Genomic DNA, 21,453 nt, shown 5'->3' with positions numbered 1-21,453 from the left:
AAAATAATTTGGAATCGAATTTTCCTGTCTTGGCGGCAAATCTAGAATAAGAAATGCGCTGTTTTTATGTGAAAAGATCATTTTAATGAATAAAGGGGATTTATACGTATGACTGAAATTAAAGAAATAGGGGCTTTATGTTCTTTAGACGAAGAAGGCTACATCATAAACCAGTCTGATCACAAAAAAATCAATAATAAATTTCTGGAAGTCATCCGGCTTATAAATGAAAGCTGTCTTTCCGCATTACCAAAGGAAATCCACAGCATTTACATAAGAGGTTCTGTGCCAAGAGGGTTAGACATTGAAGGGGTATCGGATGTGGACGTAATCATCGTAACATATTCTAGTCCTGAAGAACTTGACCTGAATTGGGTAGAGGAGACGGAACAATTTATTAATCAGAAATTCTCTTTTATCAACGGTGTAGAATTAGGATTCAACCCTTTAAGTGAGTTTGAGGAGTCGGAATACTGCTCCATGATTCCTTTTATTCTAAAAACCTATGGCATTTGTGTTTATGGCGAAAATCTAATAAGTAAGCTCCCTGATTATAAACCCGACAGCTCCTTGGCGAATGAACATCTCATTCACTTAACACCTCTCATGGATAAAGCCAAGCATGATTTAAAAGGAAATGACGACATGGAGGACATTAAAGATTGCTGTTCATGGATCATGAGAATTATGGTGAGGGCTGGTGGTGCGCTTGTGATTGTTCAAGAACAGTCGTATACAAGGGATCTATTCCCAGCCTATGAATTATTTTCGAAGCATTATCCCGAAAAAGAGCAAGAGATGAGAACAGCGCTTTGGTACGCAATCAACCCTTTATCAAATTCAGAAGAAATATTAAATTTCTTGGAGCACTTTGGAATTTGGATAGAGGAGGAAACGGAAAATTGGCTTGACGTTTATAATCCAAAAAGAGAAATGCATCTACCCCTTTGATAATAGAGCTACTCTCCAGGAGTTGGGTTGCAAATAACAAAGTTATCTCAAAATGAATTCTTTTAAAAAACGGAGCTATAAAATAATATATCCAAAAAGGACTTCCATAAAATAGGAAGTCCTTTTTTAGGTAATATCGATGCTGAACTTTACCAGAACCCCCACATAAAAACGCCTGCCTATCCCGGACAAACGCTGCTCCTTAATAATGGATAAGCTGAATCGTATAGGTGCCGCGATCAGTCACCAGGGAGAAATGGTTCTCGCCAAACTGGTACTGCGTAGAGTCTTCCAATGGAATCTCGTAATACGTAGATGGAAGTGGCTGAACATTAAGGGCATCCGTTTCTGTTCTGCCTGTACCGTGCAGGTGTAAAGCGTGCATCGGCTCATAATCATCCATTCTTCTCGTATCTTTCGAATAATCAATGTGATCTAAGTTCATATAAACGGTGTCCTGGTCACGAAGTTCATGCTTCGTAATTCGGATGGTGTTCCCGCTCCATTGCTGCAGAAGCTCGTTAAATTCTTCAATCGATAAGCTGCGCTCGTCCATAATGATCCCTCCTGCTTTTAGAGTCTCCCAGCCGTAAAAAAATCATGCGCTTCTTTAAGACCATAAATGGGTAAAGCAAAATTATTTTGTCGTTCCAAAATATGTGCTACACTCCTCAAATGCGAAATTTTATCACTATAATATTTTGACAATTCAAAGGATTTTGCAGTTAGGAGATGCAGCATGAATATTGGACAAGCTTTTATACAGGAACCAATGGCGATTTTTGCTTATTTAATCGCGATTGTCGGCATTGTTTTTATGTTATCTACCGTAAACATTAAGCCGATTAAAAAATTCTTCGGCTATCTTCCGCCGTTGATCTGGATGTACTTTTTACCGATGCTTTCAACCACTTTCGGAATCATTCCGCAGAGCTCTGATTTGTACAGTTTCATGAGCACGTATATGCTTCCGGCTGGTTTGCTTCTGTTAATGATCAGTACAAACGTTCCAGCGACCTTCAAGCTTGGAGGCAAGGCTGTGCTTGTGTTCCTTGCTGGTACAATTGGTGTCGTTGTGGGCGGACCGACTGCCTTCGCCCTGTTTCAGGGAATTCTTCCTGAGGAAGCCTGGCGCGGAGTCGGGGCACTCGCAGGAAGCTGGATTGGCGGGTCTGCCAATATGGGCGCCATGATTGAAGCCTTCCATACACCCGACGATATTCTGAGTCCGATAATTTTAACCGATACGCTGGTCGGCATCGGGTGGATGGGTGTTATGATTTCATTTGCTAATTTCCAGGATCGCTTCAACCGTTGGAATGACGCAGACAATGCTCAGATTAAAAAAGTGAACGAGGAAATTGCGACGGATGTTCAGCGTAACGCTAAGCCGCTTCAGCTGCCTCAGCTGTTTGGTATCATAGCTGTCGGTTTCGCCGGATCCTATTTGGTTCGGTTGTTCGCGGATTTATCCTTTATTCCAAAGTCTGATGTGATGAACACGTCTACGTGGACGTTCCTTATTATTACAGCCGTAGGCATTCTTCTATCCTTTACGAAGGTACGGAATCTGGAGTATTACGGAGCGAGTAAAATCGGCTACCTCGGGATTTACTTATTCTTAACGGCGATCGGTTCCCAGGCCAATCTGATGGATATCGTTCAGGCGCCGCAATTTATTTTAATGGGAATGGTCTGGCTGTCCATCCACATTATCTTTATCTTCGCCGCCGCACGACTGCTGAAAGCGCCGCTTTTCTTCGTAGCAGTCGGGTCGCAGGGGAACATTGGCGGTACAAGCTCGGCACCTATTGTCGCATCTGTATTCCAGCCGGCTCTTGCGCCTGTTGGCTTACTGATGGGGATTCTCGGTAATGTCGTCGGCACTTATGCTGCCCTGCTTTGTGGTCAGCTCGCACGGATGATTGCCGGCGGTTAATTCTGATTTATTAATGGCCATGTAGATTAATTAGAGCGAGAACATATATAGTATATAATATCCAAATATGAAAAAGGTCTTTCCGAGAGAAGCAGGAAAGACCTTTCTTTACTATGATTAAATTAATGTAAAAGTAAATTCAGCTTTTAGAGGGTGCTGTTATTTAATAAAAGAGGCATCAAGCTCTTTGTATGGGCGCATTAAATTTATAGACTTCCATTACATTCTTAACGGTTTCTTCGATAAGAGAACCTGCATGTTCACTTAAAAAATTTAGAGTGGAAGGGGAGTTAGCTATACTAAAAAACGCTTGAATCCCTTGATTTGCTAAAATTCTATACCCTTCGCTCAAACTTCCGGAGATACAGATAACGGGAATCCCGTACTCTTTGGCTTTTTTTCCAACACCCATTGGAGCCTTCCCGTATGCGGTTTGCTTATCCGTCTTTCCTTCTCCCACTATTATGAAGTCCGTATCCTTTAATTCTTCCTCAAAGCGAATAGTGTCCAAAACGAGGTTGATCCCTGGTACTAACGTGGCCCCAAGAAAAGCCATAAGTCCTCCGCCTAGTCCTCCGGCTGCTCCAGCACCCTTTTCGTACATAATATTTTTATTTAGATATTTCTCTATTTTAAGACCAAAATTCTTTAGACTTTCGTCCAGTTCTATAACCATTTCTTTAGTGGCTCCTTTTTGAGGACCGAATATGGCAGATGCACCATCTGGACCGCACAAGGGATTGTCCACGTCACAAGCGACCACAATTTCTGAAGACACTATTCTTGGATCCAATTGTTTCGTACTTATTTTATCTAAATATTGCAGTGCTTGACCACCTGGAGGTAAATGTTCCCCGTCCTTATCCAAAAACTCCACACCTAAAGCCTCGGCCATCCCAGCGCCCCCATCATTAGTGGCACTGCCTCCGATACCTAAAATAATTTTTCTGCATCCATGATCAAGAGCTCTCTTTATAAGTTCTCCTGTCCCGTAAGTTGTGGCTCGCATAGGATCTAACTCGTTTTCAGGTAGTAATGTAATCCCTGAAGCTTGAGCCATTTCAATTACAGCGGTATGGCCGTCTCCTAATATTCCCCATTGCGCCTGTACTTTTCCACCCAGTGGTCCAGACACTTCGTTGGTCCATTTAGTTCCATTTGTAATATTTATAAGGGAATCAACTGTTCCTTCGCCTCCATCTGCCAAAGGAAAAGACTTTATTTCGCAGGATGGAAAAACATGTTTTACACCTTTCTCCATGCTTTCAGCTACTTCCAAAGCAGATAAACTACCTTTATATGAATCAGGAGCCAATAAACATTTCATAAATTCTGTCCTTTCCAGGCTTATTTACTCTCACCTATCGATTATCAGTATTATCAACTTTCTATAGCGCCTTAAGAATTTCATTCCTTGCTCTTTTTCTATGGGACTGCATGGACATTTGGGCAGCGTCACCATCTTTAGCTCTCATACAGGCAACAATAGCGCGGTGTTCTACTATAGATTGAAAAGGTAACGGTCGTTGATTGATTGTAATAAGACGGGCTCGATATAATTGATCAGCATGAACATCTATAACGTTAGCGAGCCTTTCATTTTTAGCAGAATTGATAATTTTAAAGTGGAATAAATTATCAAGCCTGGCCCATTCTTCTAAATCTTTTTCATTGAGTGCTTTTGCTTGATGTTCAATCAGTGAATCTAATTCAGTTAATTCATCTTCGCTAATGGTATGGGTGGACAGCTTAGCAGCTAAACCTTCAAGCATTTCTACGACTTCATAAATATCAAGCAAATCTTTAGCTTCTATCGGTTCTATTTCAAACCCTTTTCTAGGAATGAGATTCACGACCCCTTCGGTCTGCAGACGAATCAATGCTTCTCTGACGGGAGTACGGCTCATTCCGAGAACTTCCGCAATTTCTCTTTCAAGGATTGTCTTTCCCGGCAGTATGATGAGATTTCTAATAGCCAGTCGAAGTATTTGATAAGCCCGCTGAGGCAGTTTCCTCTCTGTGACATTTTTAATGATGGGTTCTAAATCTTTTTGAACCTTTTGGATGTCGATTGACGATTCTGTGTTTTTCGCTTGTTGATCTTTCATAGTTCACCACTTCACCTTTTGTCTTTCTAACTATTATAACAATAGGAAAAAATAAAAGAGGGAGGCCCCTCTTTTATTTTGAATAGGATTAGACCTTCGCGTACCTTTTCGAGATATGGGATATTATTGAATCGGTTACTTCTTTAGTTGTACTACTGCCTCCAACATCAGCTGTCAATATTCCGCTTTTGGTGGTAGAGCGTATGGCATCATTAATGAGCTGGGCTTCTTCGGTGTGTCCCAAATGTTCTAACATTAAAGCAGCACTTCCAATGGTTCCTATTGGATTGGCTATTCCTTTTCCAGCTATATCAGGAGCCGAACCATGAACGGATTCAAACATACTCGGGAATCGTCCATCAAGGTGAAGGTTTGCGCTTGGAGCTATGCCAAGACTACCTGCTAGAGCGCTTCCTAGGTCAGATAATATATCCGCATGAAGGTTAGATGCTACTACTACTTCTAATTCCTCGGGGTGCAGCACAAATCGTGCCGCCATAGCATCGACAAGCCATTTATCAGTTTCTACTTTAGGATAGTCTTTACTTACTCTTTCAAACACTTCGTCCCATAAGACCATGCCGTGTTGTTGAGCGTTACTTTTCGTAACACTGGTTACTTTTTTCCTTTTTCTTGTCAGGGCTAATTCAAAAGCGTGCCTAATGACTCTTTCGCAGCCTTCTTCTGTAAATATGGAGGATTGAACGGCGACTTCTTTACCTGGCCCTCTACCGGTGAAATTTCGTCCTCCAACACCTGAATATTCCCCTTCCGTATTTTCTCTTACTAACACCCAGTTTAATTCTTCTTTATTTGGATGGTTGAGCTTTCCTTCTATGCCCGGCAAAAATTCAACGGGTCTAATGTTCGCCCATTGGTCAAACCCTTGGCAAATAGCAAGTCTCAGTCCCCATAGGCTAATATGATCGGGGACAGAAGGGTATCCAACAGCCCCAAAGTAGATAGCATCGTGATTCTTAATTTGTTCTAATCCATCTTCGGCCATCATTTTTCCATTCTCTAAATAATATTCACAGCCCCAAGGAAAGTAATCGCTTTCAAAAGTGAATTTATTAGATGTTTTTGAAAGATGATCTATGACGCGTAGTCCTTCATTTATAACTTCTTCACCAATTCCATCCCCTGGTATTACGGCTAGTCTAAAATGGTTTTTAACATCCATACATAATTCCTCCTAATATATTTTGATTTGATTAACTATTTAAAATATTAAGTAATGTATACGTAAAAGTCAATAAATTATTTGTTTTCTTATTATATTTATAATTTTTAGAAATAATTTGACTTTAATGTATACGTAAAGTATTATTCAATCATGAAAGCGTTATCAAAACGGAGGAAGGATGGATTAAACAAATGTATTTTCAATTAGTATGGGAACAAATGTGGCGTTGGGATTATAGGCTGAGACGTGATATAAGGAAAACTACATCTTTTTTATTTTCTAAAGCTTCATCCAGTGCGACTGTAAGAGAAGACATCAATTCTTCTCAAGATGAAGCAGAAGCTAAACCCCCTAAACCAGGAAATTATTCAACATCTCAAAAATTAGGTTTGTTTCTGGGTCCTTTACTATATTTGTCTATTATTTTGCTAGTTCATCCAGAGGGAATGAGTGAAGAGGCTGTACAAATGCTCGGTCTTATAAGCTGGATTGCCACTTGGTGGGTGACCGAAGCTCTGCCTATACCGATAACCTCATTGCTTCCATTGCTTTTGTTTCCAATTACCGGGGTTATGGAAACGGGTGAAGTATCAACATCTTATGGAGATCCTTTAATATTTCTGTTTGCCGGTAGTTTTATGATTGCTCTTACAATGGAGAAATGGAATCTTCACAGGCGAATTGCCTTAGCCATAATTGCTTTTATTGGAAGTAGTCCAAATATGATTATCTTAGGGTTTATGGTGGCTACCGGGTTTTTATCGATGTGGATTTCTAATACCGCCAGCACCATGATGATGGTTCCTATTAGCTTAGCCGTAACGAAGCATGTAGCAGATTCATTAAAGAAAAGTTCAGAAGTGGATGTATCTCCAGGGAATTTTCCGTTTGGTACGGCCATTATGCTGGGGACAGCTTACTCAGCGACTATTGGAGGGTTTGGTACGTTAATCGGAGCTCCGGCAAATACCATCTTAGCTGCAACCGTAAATAATTTATATGGTATTGAGATTTCTTTTGCAAGATGGATGTTATTCGGGATTCCTATGGTTGTCCTCCTTATACCGATCGTATGGTTTTACTTAGTCAAAATCGCCTATCCAATGGATGTGAAAAATATTCCGGGAGGGCGTAAAATAATTAAGCAAGAACTAAAAGAGCTCGGAAAAATGAGTTACGAAGAAAAAGTTGTGTTATCTGTATTCTCCATGACCGCCTTAGCTTGGATTACCAGAAGTGTGCTGCTTGAAAAATTCATTCCAGGAATTGACGATACAATTATTGCTTTATTTGGAGCATTTGTTTTGTTTATTATCCCTTCTAGAAATAAAGAAGGCAGCATCCTGGACTGGGATACAGTGTTAAAACTTCCCTGGGGGATATTGTGGTTGTTTGGAGGTGGACTAGCTCTCGCTGCGGGTATCGTAAGTTCCGGACTTGATAAGTGGATTGGTAACCAGCTCGTTAATTTCAGTGACATTCCATTTTTTATCATGGTTGGACTAATCATAGCTGTAATCACCTTATTAACAGAATTTACTTCGAATACAGCTACCTCCACTATGGTCTATCCAATTGTTGCGGCAGGTGCTGCTGCCTTAGGAACTGACCCGATTATCTTAATGGTGGCCGCTTGTATGGGGGCAACATTTGCATTTATGTTCCCAGTGGCAGCTCCTCCGAATGCTATTGTATTTGCCACAGGCTATATAAAAATGAGTAAAATGGCTTTGACTGGCGTTTGGTTAAATCTGTGCAGTATCGTTTTTTCAGTCATCATTGTTTACTTCTTTGTGCCCATCATATTTGGGGGATTGTTGAACTAAAAATGTATTAAATGCGCATTTGTTAAAGTATTTTATTGAACACCGTCTAAAAAAAGACCTTACGCTTGGATTGATCGACAAGCATCAGGTCTTTTTTTTATCTCCAGTTCTCATAGAGTATAATAAAAACAGATACCATTTTTGGGGGAGATGACCGTGAAAAAAGCCTGGATACTTATAACAGCCGTCCTGCTTGTTCTATTAACTGCCTGCGTACAGGGAGATGTAGCCGTGAAAATTAATAAAGATGGCAGCGGGGAAAGCACGATTACACTAGGAATTGAGGAGGAGGCCTACGACCGGTTCGGTCAGCGTGCAGAGACTATGCTGAACTCCGTGAATGATGAATTGGAAGCTCAGGGTTATACCGTTGAATCCTACACGGAAGACGGATACAGGGGCTTCAGAGCCGCGCGGTCTTTTGAAGATGTTCAGGATATGCAGGTGATTCCTTCGATGGGAGCGGTTAGTGAGACGGGATCAGGAAGTGCCGTAAGTAATGTACCGCTAGATGTGTCGATGGAGGATGGATTTTTTACGAAAACGTACCGTGTAGAAGGGGAATTGGATCTTGAAAATTCAGGGTTACTAGGCGGGATGCAGCAGCTCGTCTCGAATCAGCTGGATCTTACCTTTACCTTGGATTTGCCTATTTCGCCTAAGGATCACAATGCCGATGAAGTCAATGGCAATGTATTAACGTGGAATATCCAAACTGCTGGAACCACAGAACTCATGGTGGAAGCTGCGGTTCCAAACGTTCGAAATATTATTCTGACAGCAGTTCGAAATATTATTCTGACAGCAGTTGGGGTTCTTCTGTTAGGTGTAGTAATATTCTTTGTGGTTCGTAAGCGGAAGCGTACATCGTAAGGAGCCCACACGCCCCCGCCGGGATATCTTCTGGTCCCATTGTTAAGCAAGAGAAGGGGCTGGCTGCGGAGTCAACTCGTCTTGTTCCATCACCCAGACACTCGAGACATAAGCCGATTATCAACGGATTGCAAAACCATCATCCTTTTGATGGTCGGCTTATGCTGGTCGTGTCTTTAGGGGTGGGTTCAGTAAGCGGCAGGTATCGCTGCTTATTCTCGCTCAAGTCCTCTTTCAAATGCAGCCAAATGATTCACCGATGCATCTCTCAGCTGCGTAAACACCACTCGTATATCAGCGGGAAGTGCATAAGTTAAAAATTTATTATACATCGCTATATTGTCAATTTCCCCTCGAACGCCAGCTCCGTAGGCCCTTTTGATATTTTCAGGAGTTACTATGAAGAGCTGGGAGGTGTCTTCAGGTAATGGCACCTGATAACGTGCGAAAAGTGTGTTTAAAGCATTGATGTGACGAAGTTCTGCTTCTTTGATCCGTGCAAATGTACGTACATATCCGAACGTGTTTAAAACGTCTTCATACCTTGCCTGAGCTAAATGTTCATCCTGAATAGCATAGATAAGCATATCAGGAACCGTTAAAGTGGCAGCGTTCATGGCTCCCTGAGCTCCGTATTCCTCGGTATTCTGTCTCTCATCTTCTGATGGTCCAGGGCTCTTCATCTGAAAGGATAAAAACCACACCGCGTGGTTCTGTTCATCAGCAGCTGCACGGCGGAATATTTCTTTTACAGAGGGATCCTGAGCCTGGTTTGCTATATCCAGATAAAAATCAACTGTCTTCTGTTCATCCTTGAAGGCAAAGACTATGCCTTTTTCATAGGAAGCGGGGCATTGCTCTGTCATTTGTGGAGTAGGCTGGCCGCCTCCCGTTAATTGGGTGTACAGTCTGCGAAATTCTTCATAATGCCTTTGTTCATCGTTCCGTATTTCATTTAGTCGATTTTTAATCTGTTTGTCCGGTGCGAGCTGCGCCAGCTTCTTGTAGCAGGAAATCGCGCTGTATTCACCGTTAATCGCTTTTTCAAGATCCTGCATGAATTTTTTTTGCGAACGCATAAGGGCCTGGTGGTAGGGATGGTACGGATAGTAATCCATAATTGATGGTCCTCCCGGTAATTAAAGGTCCATCTATCTTATGCTTTTTCTGTGTAAAGGTTTTGTTCCAACTCATTTTTTTCTAAGTGCTTCTACTCCTGACTTCGTTGGACGGTTTATTCTTCGGCATGCCTTTTACGCTTTCGTCTCACGAAGTACCCGCCTAATCCAAGAATTGCAAGGAACAAACCAGACCCTGAAGCGAGGAAAGCGGTGCGGTTCTTTTGCCACACGCTCTGTTCGGTTACGCTGACCTCAAGTTCAAAAGCACTAAGCACTTCCTTTGCAGGTACATAGATTTCTCCGTCCTTTTCATAGGGAGCTGTCGTGAAATGAGGAGCGGTTTCCAGTTTATCTTCATCACTCGGCGCTCCGCTTCTCGTCACTTTAGCATCTTCTTGATATCGTTCCATATTGAGGCGGTAAGCAGTCTCCCCAACCGTAAAGTTCAAAGATTGGCCGTTATGAAGAAGCGTCCAATAATCCGCGGGTTGGTCAGGATCGCTATCATAAAGGTGAACAGGATACACCTTTAAATCTGTTCCATACATCTCTTCTAAGTCTCCTGCAGCGACCATTGTTGTTTCATCGGTGGTTTCTGTAGGTACTTCGAGATCATAGATTTCTTGATCAATTCGGGCTTGTTCGCTGTTTTTATAAAGATTCAAAGTCTCAAAGGCTTCTGTTTCTTGATTGACGGAAATTTGTTCTTCGAAGAATTGAAAAATCATTTCAAGGACAGCTGCATAGGAATAAGAATGCCCTCCTTGTTCCACAGTGACATACGTCGCATTCTCAAGCTTCGGTATAACGGACGAAACAATGGATCCTGGAGCTTCGCCGTTTCCAATCTGCACTTTAAAAGAAGTCGTCGTATCTGCGGTCCCTTGAACGACGAGAGCAGGCAAGTCTTTGACCGCACGTAAATCATAATCGTTCCCTTCGATATTCACCATCGTCCCCCCACCCGGAGCTCGATCGGTTATTTTAGGTGCGGTTGGAGCCATCGCCTGGAAACGGTCAGGGAAACGCGTCGCAAGCTCAAGTGTACCTCTCCCTCCAAGCGAGTTCCCTGTGATAAATAAATGATCAGGATCGACAGGAAATTGATTCAATGTATAGTCAAAGGATCTCTCAAAACTCTGAAGAGCCTGACCTTGCCTCCATAATGGGTTCTGTGTCCATCCATTTGGAGATAGTAAAATATAATTATAGTCTTCGGCGTAAGTTTCCACTGGTATGTCGTTTTTGATCAGTCGGGACGTAGGAGTATGTTCATTACCTGTCCCTCCATGCAGCATATACGTGAGCCGTGTCTTTTCCGCATCGTAATCCTGCGGCACATATAAGGAGAACGGAACAATACGATCAGCGTCAAGCTTCACTTTTTCACCATTTTCATCCTTGAAATCGTTCCCAGAAGGCATATAGAATGACTTCCATAACCAGCCTGTCTGACGTTTTCCATCTGCGACATCGTCCATATAATCGGCCCATGTATAATCAGGATCAACTTCTTCTAACGCTCCGCCGTGCCAAGTATTGGACGGTTTTGGAACTACGAGGTCATCGATCTTTACTTCTTGATCCGATCGATTCACAGATTCCGTGACATCAGGCATGCCCTCTGCTTGAATGGCCAAATACCCTTCTTCTTCGAAACTCACTTTCCCCATCACTTCCATCATCTCTGCAAGCGGAACGTAATAGTCCCCGTCTTTTACTTCCACGCCTCCTTTAGAAAAAGTAAAAGGGTGCTGCTCCTCGCTTTCTTCAGCATTCAAATCAACAGGATTGATTTCTGGTTTATTTCTTCCTCCCTCCACAGGAAGGTACTCTTCATAATCATACACGCCCGCATCCTTTGCACCGTTTCCAGTCAAATCAAACGTTACATCCCATACTTTTTTCGTATATTCTATGGTCGGTGCCCGTTGACCGTGTCTATCTGTCACAAGCTTGTCATAGACCGTGTGACGAATATGAAGCATGTCATCCGTAACCTCATAATCAAAGTACGGATCGTACAACTTTTTCAACTCCTCAAGCTGGATCATGAGTGAACCATCTTCGCGGATTTCATAGGCATGATCTAATTCATACATCGTTAAAGGATCGTACGCTTTTACTTTCACAGTAGGATCCAGGGGGGAGAAAAAGTCGAAAAAAGCGACTTGACGGTTTCCTCCATCTGTTCTGAAAAACCATGTCGAACGATCACTGGAAAAATCGACATAGGAATGATCAGGCAGTTCTTCTGCCGCGGCTGATTTATGGCTGCATACATCATAGACCATTAAAACGGCCGCCATAAGCATCACCGGTTTAAGTAAATTTTTCATTTTCATATCTCCTTTTTTATAGTAGGAAGCAAAAGTCCATAAATGATTTTGATAATCATTATCAACGTATAGGTTTAAAAAATCAACACTTAAATTAGAAAGGGGTTCTGTTACCGTTTGATACTAAGAGGTTCATCAAAACGAATTGCCATTAGTAGAGACACTCTATTTAGATGAGGAAGGTCTTATTAAACGAATGCTATCCTATTCTATAAAACTCGGTTTCGAGGTATTGGTTTACGGTGAAGGTCTTCCACGGATAGCGAGTGACGGACTCGAGCTTTGGTAATTGTACACATTCATTTTTTGGTTACCAAAAAAAGCAGCTTCCATTTTTGGAAGCTGCTTATCTGTTTAGTTCTCAGAAGAAACCATGTCAATAAAGTGTGAGAGAATACGAGCCGTCAATCCCCAGATCACTTTATCCTCATACTTGTAAAAGTACTCCTCAAACTGGCGGGTCTGCCAGTTGTAATCCTTGCCACCCTCGATCAATTCAAAAGGGAAATTTTCCTTCGGTTTTGCCTCAAACCCAACGTGATGAATTTCGGGTTCGGTTTCCATTAAATAGGATAAGGGAACCGTAAATACATCACCGACTTCATCTGGGTTCGGGTCAACAGCGCTGTAAGGCTGGTTAATGTAGCCTGCATAAGGATATACAATCATCCCAAACGGGGAAACCATGTAATCAAGGGGGTGAACGTGCAGCAAATCCCGTTCAGGTATGCCCAGTTCTTCCCTTGTTTCCCTGAGGGCTGCAGCTTTTGCGTCGGGATCCTGCTGGTCAATTCTGCCGCCGGGAAAACAGATCTCACCGGGCTGTCTTCTCATTTTATGAGAACGAACTTCAAACAGGACGTGTGTTTCATTGTTTTTCTCAATAAGCGGTAGCAGAATAGCGAATTTCACGAAATTTTTACTTCCAAGAATGGACGGGCTGTGCTTGCTGACTTTATGGAGTAGATTTTCCGGATCCATAACTTCACCTCAAACTTTCTCTATCTTTACTATAACAAATGAACAAGCATCCGTAAGTTGGAAACGCTCAAGTTCATCTTCAAAAGGAGTGGATACATGTGAATCAGAGAATTGAAATTATCAAAGGTGATATTACTAAAATGGAGGTGGATGCGGTGGTGAACGCGGCGAACAAAAAGCTCGCCGGTGGCGGCGGTGTTGATGGAGCGATTCACCGGGCCGGCGGTCCAGCGATTATGGAAGAGAGTAAGAAGTTTGACGGATGCGAAACAGGTGAAGCGGTGGTGACAACAGCTGGAAACATGCCATCTGAGAAAGTGATTCATACCGTGGGGCCCGTTTGGAATGGCGGCGATAAGAACGAAGCGGACCGGCTCGCGGATTGCTATCGTAACTCCCTGAAGCGTGCGTCAGAACATGGCCTTCGAACCGTGGCATTCCCGAATATCAGCACTGGAATTTATGGCTTTCCGAAAGAAGAAGCGGCTGATATTGCCATCCGCACCGTTCAGGACTGTTTAGAGGACCACGAAGAAATCGAACACGTCTATTTCGTCTGCTTCGACGAAGAGAACAAACAAATTTACGAAAACCGACTGAGCAAGTGAAGGGCAAAGCTGACCAACTAAAATATTCCACCTCAGGTCATCCAGATTCTGGATGACCTGAGGTGGAAATAAATGTATCAACCCTACAACCTTACAGGGCTTCTTTGATGATGCGCTTGTAGTAGAGGACGGAGAGCAGGCTGAATATGGAATAGAGACCTGTGTACAGGCCCATCACGATGAACATCGGAATCCATAGCTCGGTTCCAAAGAAAAACCAGCCTGATTGGACTGCGAAGTAGCTGTGCAGCAGGCCGACGAGAAGCGGGATGCCAAAGTTAAAGACCTGTTTGCCCTGAATGCCTCGCAGTAAATCCGCATTTGTATAGCCGAGCTTTCTTAATATTGTATAGTTCGGACGTTCTTCTTCGCCTTCATCCATCTGCTTGAAATATAGGATACAGCCGGATGTAATTAAGAAGGTGAGTCCGAGGAAGCCGACGATGAACATGATCAGCCCCATGTTCTGTTTCTGGTTCTTGGTAGTTGCGTACCGCGAGTTAGTGCCAACCTCATTGCTGAGTGCCAGGCTTTGGAACACTTCATCTGCTTCTTCTACCTGTTCTTCAGACTCCAGGTTTATGCCAATATATTGGGAGTACTCTCCCTGAATATCAGGGTTAAGGTCTTGCGATAGTTGGTTATAAACGGTTTCATCTACAACCGCAGTGGGCATCCCTCCTCCAGAAAAGTAACCAGAAAGGACGCTCTCCCTTGAAACTCCTAAGAAATTTAAATTAAAGGATTCTTCTTTCCCCTTAAACACTAGCTCTCCTGAGTCTTCCAATTGCATCATTCGCTGGAGGGCATCGTAAAACCCAGTAAAGATCGTCTGGTCCTGCCCGACATCGATCCCTTCAACGGCTGTATCTTTTATTACAGACAGCGTCATTTCCTCAGCATCAAAACCACCCAGATCTTCCATGTTGGCTTCGACAATATCCTCCACATTAATAGCAACCCTTAGCACATCAATCTTCTCTTCGGTGTAAGGAATCCCGTCAAGCTTTTCAGTGAACTCTTCCGCCTGCCCTTCAGTAACAAAGGAAAAATCATTCGGCGCTCCAAGCCCAGCAGAGTTTTCAGCAGAGTAATAAGAAATATAACTTAAGGACAACAGGGCAATCGCAAGAGCGGATACCGTAGTAATAATCGTCAGCAGCATCGCATTAGATTTCATGCGGAACATCACAGAAGACAGAGACAGCACTTCATTAATATTCATATAGCCCTGTTTGTTCTTGCGAATGATATTCGCTACAAACCGTACCGATCCTTTATAAAAGAAGTACGTGCCGATGATGACGGATGCGAGAATAAAAATCATTGTGCCGAACAAGCTGTTCATGGAGGTTGTCGCCCCGGAAAATAGCTGGGAAGAAACATAATACCCCGTGGCAATGAGTCCAAGCCCCAGAATCCCCATAATGATTTCAAATAGCGATATCCGGCCCACTTTGCCTTCAGTTTTTGAAGAAGTACGGAACAGGGAAAGAATCGTCTGCCGCTGAATGAACAGGTAGTTCATTCCCATAATGAGTACATAGATTCCGCCGAATACGCCCAGTGTCTGCACCATAGCTTTAAACGAAAACCTGAGAGTCGCCGCCGTTTCTACATCGGTGATCTGGAACAAAATCATGAGGATCAGTTTTGAGGCAGCAAAACCAAGAAAGATACCCACGATCAACGAACCAAAATAAATGATTAAATTCTCTGCACTAAGAATCCGGAAGATGCGGTTTTTCGTCAGCCCAATTAGCTGAAACATGCCGATTTCCTTACTTCTTCGTTTAATAAAAATATTATTAGCATAGACAAGGAAAACGGCGACAATACCAATTAATAACACCGATGCAGTCCGGACGGCCGCACCGCCTTTCAGCGTCCCTTTCGTACTATCCATCGCCGGATCGTATTGCAAGGTAACAAAAGCGAAATAGAGCGCCACACTGAAAATCAGCGCGAACACATACAAGTAGTAGTTCTTCAGGTTCTTTTTCAGATTGCGGAAGATGATCTGGTTAATATTCATACTGCACCCCGCCGAGCACACCCTGAGTTTTCATAATGTCTTTCAAAAAAGCGTTCCGCGACTGGTCGCCTTTTCGTAATTGCGTATAAATCTGCCCGTCTTTAATAAAAATGACACGGCTCGAATAACTTGCGGCTACCGGGTCGTGGGTAACCATCGCGATCGTGGAATCTCTCTTTTCGTTCAAATCACTGAGTTTATTAAGAAGGTCAGAAGCGGACTTCGAATCGAGTGCTCCCGTCGGCTCATCGGCGAAGATAATGCTCGGTTCGTGGATAAATGCGCGGGCCGCAGATGTGCGCTGTTTCTGACCTCCGGAAATTTCGTTCGGGTATTTATCCTGAACATCGTTAATCCCAAGCTCTTCCGCGACCGCGTCGAATTTCCGGTTCGCTTCTTTTTTCGAAACTTTAGCGATCGATAACGGCAGGAGGATATTTTCTTTCACCGTAAGGGTATCGAGCAAGTTGTATTCTTGAAAAATAAACCCGAGGTGGTGTTTTCTGAATTCCGCCAGCTGTTTGTCTTTCCGGCCGGTAATTTCCTCACCGTTGATCGTAATGGTGCCGTGGCTCACACGATCGATGGAAGAGAGGACGTTCAGCAAGGTCGTTTTGCCGGATCCGGACGCGCCCATAATGCTGACAAATTCTCCTTTTTCAATGCTCATGTCGATTCCCATGAGCACATGCTGTTTCGTAAATTTGTTGCCGTAGCTTTTATGAATTTTGTATCCTTCTAAAATGTTCATCTCGCTTCCCCCTTTATTTGTTAATTCTATTGTATAAATTTCCTGATTCTTTTTCCTTTCAATGACCTAACAATGACCCAGTACAAAGTGACATTTTTGTCATATCGATCACTCATATGCCGGGGGAAACATTTCGCGCGTGTGTTTTTTTTACGTTCAATACAAAAAAGCTTGTAAAAATCGTTGCTTTTTACAAGCTTTTTACCACATTATTGATCTCGTATTTCCACAAAATCATTCCGCTTAGGAAAAACCAGCGTAAACGTCGTGCCCTCTCCAAGTTTAGAGTCCACTTCTATGTTGATGTTCAGGGAGTCGGCAGCTTTATGAGTTAAGTACAGCCCCATCCCGGTGGCGGCATGGTCATGGTGAGCCAACGTCGATGTGAAACCTTTATCAAAAATTCTCGGCAGATCCCTTGCGTCAATTCCTCGTCCGGTATCGGTGACAGCCAGCCTGGTCTGCCCATTGTCTTCGAAGCTGCGTATCATAATTTCTGAGGCTTCGCTGTATTTAACCGCATTGGTGAGGAGCTGCCGGAGCATAAAGGCGAGCCACTTGCTGTCGGATAAAACAGAGGCCACTTCCAAATCGATATCAAAACCGATCCCTTTTTGGATGCACCAGGACTGCAGGGTCTTCAATTCTGAGAAAATGAGCGGCTCCAGTTGAATCTCTTCCATGTATAAATCATTTTTGATAAAAGGCATCCGCTTTTTATGTAACTGCTGATCCAGCAGCAAGTGAATTCGCAGCCATTCGTAGGTAAGCTGGGACCGGGTTTTCTGGTCGCTGATTCGGTCAAAAATCAAATGCATCGACGTGAGCGGAGTTTTGACTTCATGAATCCAGGCAAGCATGTCGTCTTTTTCCTGCTCCAACAGCGATTGATTGTGGGAAGATTCCTTTTTTAACCGTTCCATTTGATCGACCATGCTGGTTTCGGTGATTTTTTCAAACGGGCTTTCCCCATCGGGAATGGTGGTCACATCGAGATTGGCTGCTCGGTCGTCCATCTCTCTGTAAAATCTGGTTTCCTTCTGGTACCGGATAAATAAAAAAATCAGAAACAGAAGCGACGATAAAAACGTGTAATAATACATCGAGCTTAGCGCCAGATTCGTATCTACATAGGCGATGAGCAGCGCGAGAAGCTGAAGAATAAGAAAGAAACCAATCCAGCTGATTTTTTCCAGGAGAAATTTCCGGATCATGATTCGGCCTTTTCGACGGCCGTGTAGCCCTGCCCGACTTTAGTCTGGATCGAATCGCCAAGCCCGAGGTCGGAAAGTTTTTTCCGTAAACGATTCACATTTACTGTGAGCGTGTTATCACTAACAAATCGCTCATCTTCCCACAAGCTTGTAATCAAATCCTCACGGCTGACAATTTTGTTTTTCCGTTCCACGAGTAATTTCAGGATGAACATTTCGTTTTTTGTAAGTTCAATGGTTTGCTCGTTATATTGAACCCGGTTCCGCTCATAATCGATGGTCGCACCGAGCCACGTTTTTAGCACGGGAGGTTCGGCATTGTAATTATACACACGCCGGAGCACGGCCTGGATTTTTGCAATTAAGACTTCAAAGTGAAACGGCTTCTGTACAAAATCATCGGCTCCGAGATTCATGGACATGACCATATCGGTGGGGTGATCGCGGGAAGATAGAAAGACAATCGGGACGTTTGAGTGTTCCCGGATCATGCGGCACCAGTGGAAGCCGTCATACTTGGGGAGCTGGATATCGATAATCACGAGGTGCGGCATGGTGGCCGTGAATTCTTCCATTACTTTCGTAAAATCCGTAATTCCATGGACCTGATAGGACCACTGGGCTAAACGGTCTTTCATTTCTGTAAATAGGGTCGCATCATCTTCGACCAAAAGGATCTTAAACACAAGGTCTCACCACTCTTTTCCATTTTACTGACTAAAGAAAGTATAGCAAACATCGGGGCAGGGGCTATAGAGGTGAAGCGGTATTTTTAACAGGAATATTGTTCAGTTGTTAGATAACCATCCGATGACAAGCTGAAGAAGCACATAGGTAACGAGCACCAGAGCTATATTGACTGGTATGCTGAATGTGTTATATAAGTAAGGCCCCATAATGATAGAGGCCAGCACGAAGATAAAACTCCCGATATCTCTATTTTTTTCTTTATCTGTTCTCGCCGTATTTCTTGGCGTCATGTCTCCATTCCCTCCAAATTCATAAATCATCCAGTAAGGGTCATAATCAATACGAAAAGTAACATCGTTCCTGTTACACACATAAACAGAAAGCCGTTGATTTTCCGATTCTCTTCAAAATAATATCGATACCCTTCTGTAAACACAAAAATCAAACTGCCTGTAGACCATAAGCTGCGAGAGAATCAAAATCTCCACTTACTACATTCATTGTATATAATGAAAAATACCATATTATTACAATATACCAAAAAGAGACGTCCATACAATCCTGCATAAAAATTACGATTGGGGTCTTTTGGGCTTACACATTCACGAATCTTAATTCAAATTTTCTAAAAATGGAGACCTGACTCTTTAAAAGTCCAGCCGTTCCACGTACAATGAATACTAATATCTAATCCTTTGTTCATTTAAAGAATAGATGTACACAAAGACAGGAAAAGGAGATTTGTCCTATGACCCGATCATTAACTACTGTAGAAAGTCGCCTAAGAAAGCAAAAACCAGACAGCGGCCAGATCCCTTTTGGCCGAACCTTTACGGACCACATGTTTGTGATGGATTATGAAGAAAGCAAAGGGTGGCATGAGCCGCGGATCGTTCCCTATGAACCACTGACTCTTGATCCTGCTGCGATGATTTTTCATTACGGCCAAACCGTATTTGAGGGCTTGAAAGCCTATCGTACTGATGACGGTCGTGTACTATTGTTCAGACCTGAAAAAAACTTCGAGCGTTTGAACCTTTCCAGCGAACGTTTGAGCATTCCGCCGATTGATGAAGAAGAGGTCATGGATTACTTGAAAAAGCTGATCGATTTGGAAAGGGATTGGGTGCCGGAATTTGAAGGCACGTCCTTATATATCCGTCCGTTCATTATAGCGACGGAACCGAGCCTTGCCGTGGCTCCTTCGAAGATGTATAAGTTTATGATTATTCTTTCACCGGTAGGTCCTTATTTTTCAGGCGGTATTCGTCCGGTCACGATTAACGTCGAAGAAGAATTTACACGTGCGGTGAAGGGTGGAACCGGAATGGCGAAAACCGCCGGTAACTACTCCTCCGGCTATCAGGCCCAGGAAAAAGCGAGCAAGGAAGGAAATGCGGATGTACTCTGGCTTGACGGCGTTGAGAAGCGCTACATTGAAGAGGTCGGAAGTATGAATATCTTTTTCAAAATCGATGGAGAGATCGTGACACCGGCTTTAAGCGGGAGTATTCTGAGAGGAATTACGCGTACCTCCATTCTTGAACTACTGAAAGAGTGGGGCTGGACGGTGAATGAGAGAAGAATCTCGATTGAGGAACTGTATCAGTACTATGAAGAAGGTAAATTGGAAGAAGCCTTTGGCGCAGGCACCGCCGCTGTCATTTCTCCGGTAGGGGAATTCAACTGGCTCGGGAAGAAAATGGTTGTCAATAACCACGAGATCGGACCGGTAGCTCAGAAACTCTATGATACCGTAACCGGAATCCAGCGAGGCAGAAAAGAAGACGATTACGGCTGGACCGTCGAAATCTAAAAATCTAAGTACCCGAATACAAATACAAATTATTCCACCTCAGGTCATCCAAATATTGGATGACCTGAGGTGGAATTTTTTTGCTCTTTTTTTGGTTATTTCATATAGTTGCGGATGTCTCCGGTTTTTGGATCGACAAGGTACCAGCCGTATGTGGCTGTATGGTTGTCTACATTTTCATAGACGTGTACGAGGTATTGGCGATCCACCATGCGGTCATATTCTACTTTCATAGCCGGTTCGTTCTCCAAATCTTTATATTTCCTGACCAGCTTTTCTGCTTCTTGTTTCGTTACACCATCTGCGATAGGGCCGGATTTATCCCCATTCTCATAAACCTGCACTTCGGATCCGATCGGTAGATTGCGAGGGTTAATACCCGGGTTTAACTCATACAAGTCTTCAAGAGTCACTCCTTTATGAAGGTTCGCAATGCTGTACAGTGTTTCTCCTGGTTCTACGGTGTGATAGATTTCATGTGAATTCTGATCCTCAGGCGGACTGACCCGGACCTCAGAACCAATCTGCAGGTTCCATGGGTCAATACCAGGATTCCATTCAAATAATTCTGTAAGTGTAACTCCCTTGTGAAGGTTCGCAATGCTGTATAGGGTGCTTCCAGGAGTTACGGTGTGGAATTCTTCTGTAGGCACTTCTTCCCGTATCGTTTCATCTGTTTTCACTGTAATTTTAGAACCTGGCTGAATAACATCCGCATCGATACCCGGGTTCCACTTATATAAATCTTCCACGGTCACATCACTGTATTCCTGTGCAATACTCCAAAGCGTGTCTCCTCGTTCAAAGGTCACCGTTGAATTCTCAGCTGATGCACTGCCGGCACCAACCCCAAACGTCATTCCCGCTGCTAATAACGGCACAAGATATTTTGTTTTTTTCATACAGGACCCCTCCTTTAAAATATTTCAAAAGTGTTACATTAATTGTGTTTCGGTTTATTCTGTAATCTAAACGTAAAATTTAAAATTTTTCCAAATTTAATTTGCTCATCTTC

General features: G+C 43.1%; 19 protein-coding genes. 6 read left to right on the top strand and 13 right to left on the bottom strand.

Translation table 11 applies throughout. The features are described 5' to 3' along the window. Positions 1–108: 108 nt before the first annotated feature. A complete protein-coding gene (locus BMZ06_RS03840) occupies positions 109–951 on the top strand; it encodes a nucleotidyltransferase domain-containing protein (protein WP_089750310.1) in 843 nt (280 codons plus the stop codon). 202 nt (positions 952–1,153) lie between these two features. Here the strand turns inward: BMZ06_RS03840 and ymzB are convergent, their stop codons facing one another. Further along, positions 1,154–1,507, bottom strand: coding sequence for a protein YmzB (ymzB, locus tag BMZ06_RS03835; protein ID WP_089750308.1), 354 nt, complete (start codon positions 1,505–1,507; stop codon positions 1,154–1,156). A 183-nt stretch (positions 1,508–1,690) separates the two neighbouring features. On the opposite strand from ymzB, the gene BMZ06_RS03830 reads away from it, so the two are divergent. Further along, positions 1,691–2,890, top strand: a complete 1,200-nt coding sequence (locus tag BMZ06_RS03830; RefSeq protein ID WP_245755947.1) for a DUF819 family protein — start codon at positions 1,691–1,693, stop codon at positions 2,888–2,890. 178 nt (positions 2,891–3,068) lie between these two features. Here BMZ06_RS03830 and BMZ06_RS03825 read toward each other — a convergent pair whose 3' ends face one another. The 3 genes from BMZ06_RS03825 to BMZ06_RS03815 form a co-directional block, all read right to left on the bottom strand. Next, entirely contained in the window at positions 3,069–4,217 is a 1,149-nt protein-coding gene (locus BMZ06_RS03825; RefSeq protein ID WP_089750306.1) for a glycerate kinase, read from the bottom strand. Between the two features lie 61 nt (positions 4,218–4,278). Continuing rightward, positions 4,279–4,998 carry a GntR family transcriptional regulator gene (locus BMZ06_RS03820; RefSeq protein ID WP_089750304.1) on the bottom strand — a complete coding sequence of 240 codons (720 nt, stop codon included), beginning with the start codon at positions 4,996–4,998 and terminating at the stop codon, positions 4,279–4,281. A gap of 88 nt (positions 4,999–5,086) precedes the next feature. Continuing rightward, entirely contained in the window at positions 5,087–6,181 is a 1,095-nt protein-coding gene (locus BMZ06_RS03815; RefSeq protein ID WP_089750302.1) for a tartrate dehydrogenase, read from the bottom strand. Between the two features lie 194 nt (positions 6,182–6,375). Between BMZ06_RS03815 and BMZ06_RS03810 the strand changes: the two genes are divergently transcribed. Continuing rightward, positions 6,376–8,010, top strand: a complete 1,635-nt coding sequence (locus BMZ06_RS03810; protein WP_089750300.1) for an SLC13 family permease — start codon at positions 6,376–6,378, stop codon at positions 8,008–8,010. Positions 8,011–8,166: 156 nt separating this feature from the next. Then, a complete protein-coding gene (locus BMZ06_RS03805; RefSeq protein ID WP_175477791.1) occupies positions 8,167–8,883 on the top strand; it encodes an LppM family (lipo)protein in 717 nt (238 codons plus the stop codon). A 212-nt stretch (positions 8,884–9,095) separates the two neighbouring features. On the opposite strand, the gene BMZ06_RS03800 is transcribed toward BMZ06_RS03805, so the two are convergent. The 3 genes from BMZ06_RS03800 to BMZ06_RS03790 all read right to left on the bottom strand — a co-directional run bounded on the left by BMZ06_RS03800 (position 9,096) and on the right by BMZ06_RS03790 (position 13,324). Then, entirely contained in the window at positions 9,096–10,001 is a 906-nt protein-coding gene (locus BMZ06_RS03800; RefSeq protein ID WP_175477790.1) for a ferritin family protein, read from the bottom strand. Positions 10,002–10,117: 116 nt separating this feature from the next. After that, positions 10,118–12,343 carry an alpha/beta hydrolase family protein gene (locus BMZ06_RS03795; RefSeq protein WP_089750295.1) on the bottom strand — a complete coding sequence of 742 codons (2,226 nt, stop codon included), beginning with the start codon at positions 12,341–12,343 and terminating at the stop codon, positions 10,118–10,120. Positions 12,344–12,697: 354 nt separating this feature from the next. Continuing rightward, a complete protein-coding gene (locus tag BMZ06_RS03790) occupies positions 12,698–13,324 on the bottom strand; it encodes an NUDIX hydrolase (protein ID WP_089750293.1) in 627 nt (208 codons plus the stop codon). 98 nt (positions 13,325–13,422) lie between these two features. On the opposite strand from BMZ06_RS03790, the gene BMZ06_RS03785 reads away from it, so the two are divergent. Further along, entirely contained in the window at positions 13,423–13,932 is a 510-nt protein-coding gene (locus BMZ06_RS03785; protein ID WP_089750292.1) for an O-acetyl-ADP-ribose deacetylase, read from the top strand. Positions 13,933–14,023: 91 nt separating this feature from the next. Here the strand turns inward: BMZ06_RS03785 and BMZ06_RS03780 are convergent, their stop codons facing one another. From BMZ06_RS03780 to BMZ06_RS03760, 5 genes are all read right to left on the bottom strand, one after another. Further along, positions 14,024–15,967: an ABC transporter permease gene (locus BMZ06_RS03780; RefSeq protein ID WP_089750290.1), complete on the bottom strand. Its 1,944-nt coding sequence runs from the start codon at positions 15,965–15,967 to the stop codon at positions 14,024–14,026. Then, entirely contained in the window at positions 15,957–16,718 is a 762-nt protein-coding gene (locus BMZ06_RS03775) for an ABC transporter ATP-binding protein (RefSeq protein WP_089750288.1), read from the bottom strand. Before BMZ06_RS03775 ends, BMZ06_RS03780 begins: the two co-directional genes overlap by 11 nt. 209 nt (positions 16,719–16,927) lie before the next feature. Then, positions 16,928–17,932, bottom strand: a complete 1,005-nt coding sequence (locus BMZ06_RS03770; RefSeq protein ID WP_089750285.1) for a sensor histidine kinase — start codon at positions 17,930–17,932, stop codon at positions 16,928–16,930. Then, positions 17,929–18,618, bottom strand: coding sequence for a response regulator transcription factor (locus BMZ06_RS03765; RefSeq protein WP_089750283.1), 690 nt, complete (start codon positions 18,616–18,618; stop codon positions 17,929–17,931). The genes BMZ06_RS03770 and BMZ06_RS03765 overlap by 4 nt, the downstream gene beginning before the upstream one ends. A 102-nt stretch (positions 18,619–18,720) precedes the next feature. Then, on the bottom strand, positions 18,721–18,912 hold the full coding sequence (locus BMZ06_RS03760) for a hypothetical protein (RefSeq protein ID WP_089750282.1): 192 nt from the start codon (positions 18,910–18,912) through the stop codon (positions 18,721–18,723). A 458-nt stretch (positions 18,913–19,370) separates the two neighbouring features. Here BMZ06_RS03760 and BMZ06_RS03755 point away from each other — a divergent pair, with 458 nt between their 5' ends. Then, the gene (locus tag BMZ06_RS03755; protein WP_089750279.1) at positions 19,371–20,438 is read left to right on the top strand and encodes a branched-chain amino acid aminotransferase; all 1,068 of its coding nucleotides are present in this window, start codon (positions 19,371–19,373) and stop codon (positions 20,436–20,438) included. Between the two features lie 95 nt (positions 20,439–20,533). On the opposite strand, the gene BMZ06_RS03750 is transcribed toward BMZ06_RS03755, so the two are convergent. After that, complete coding sequence (locus BMZ06_RS03750) at positions 20,534–21,340, bottom strand: muramidase family protein (RefSeq protein WP_089750277.1); 807 nt, start codon at positions 21,338–21,340, stop codon at positions 20,534–20,536. Between the last annotated feature and the right edge of the window lie 113 nt (positions 21,341–21,453).

This window comes from Halobacillus alkaliphilus (assembly GCF_900113125.1).
GTDB classification, from domain to species: domain Bacteria; phylum Bacillota; class Bacilli; order Bacillales; family Halobacillaceae; genus Halobacillus; species Halobacillus alkaliphilus.
The sequence above is the reverse complement of the archived record's forward strand: the minus strand, read 5'-3'. Positions and strand labels throughout refer to the sequence as shown.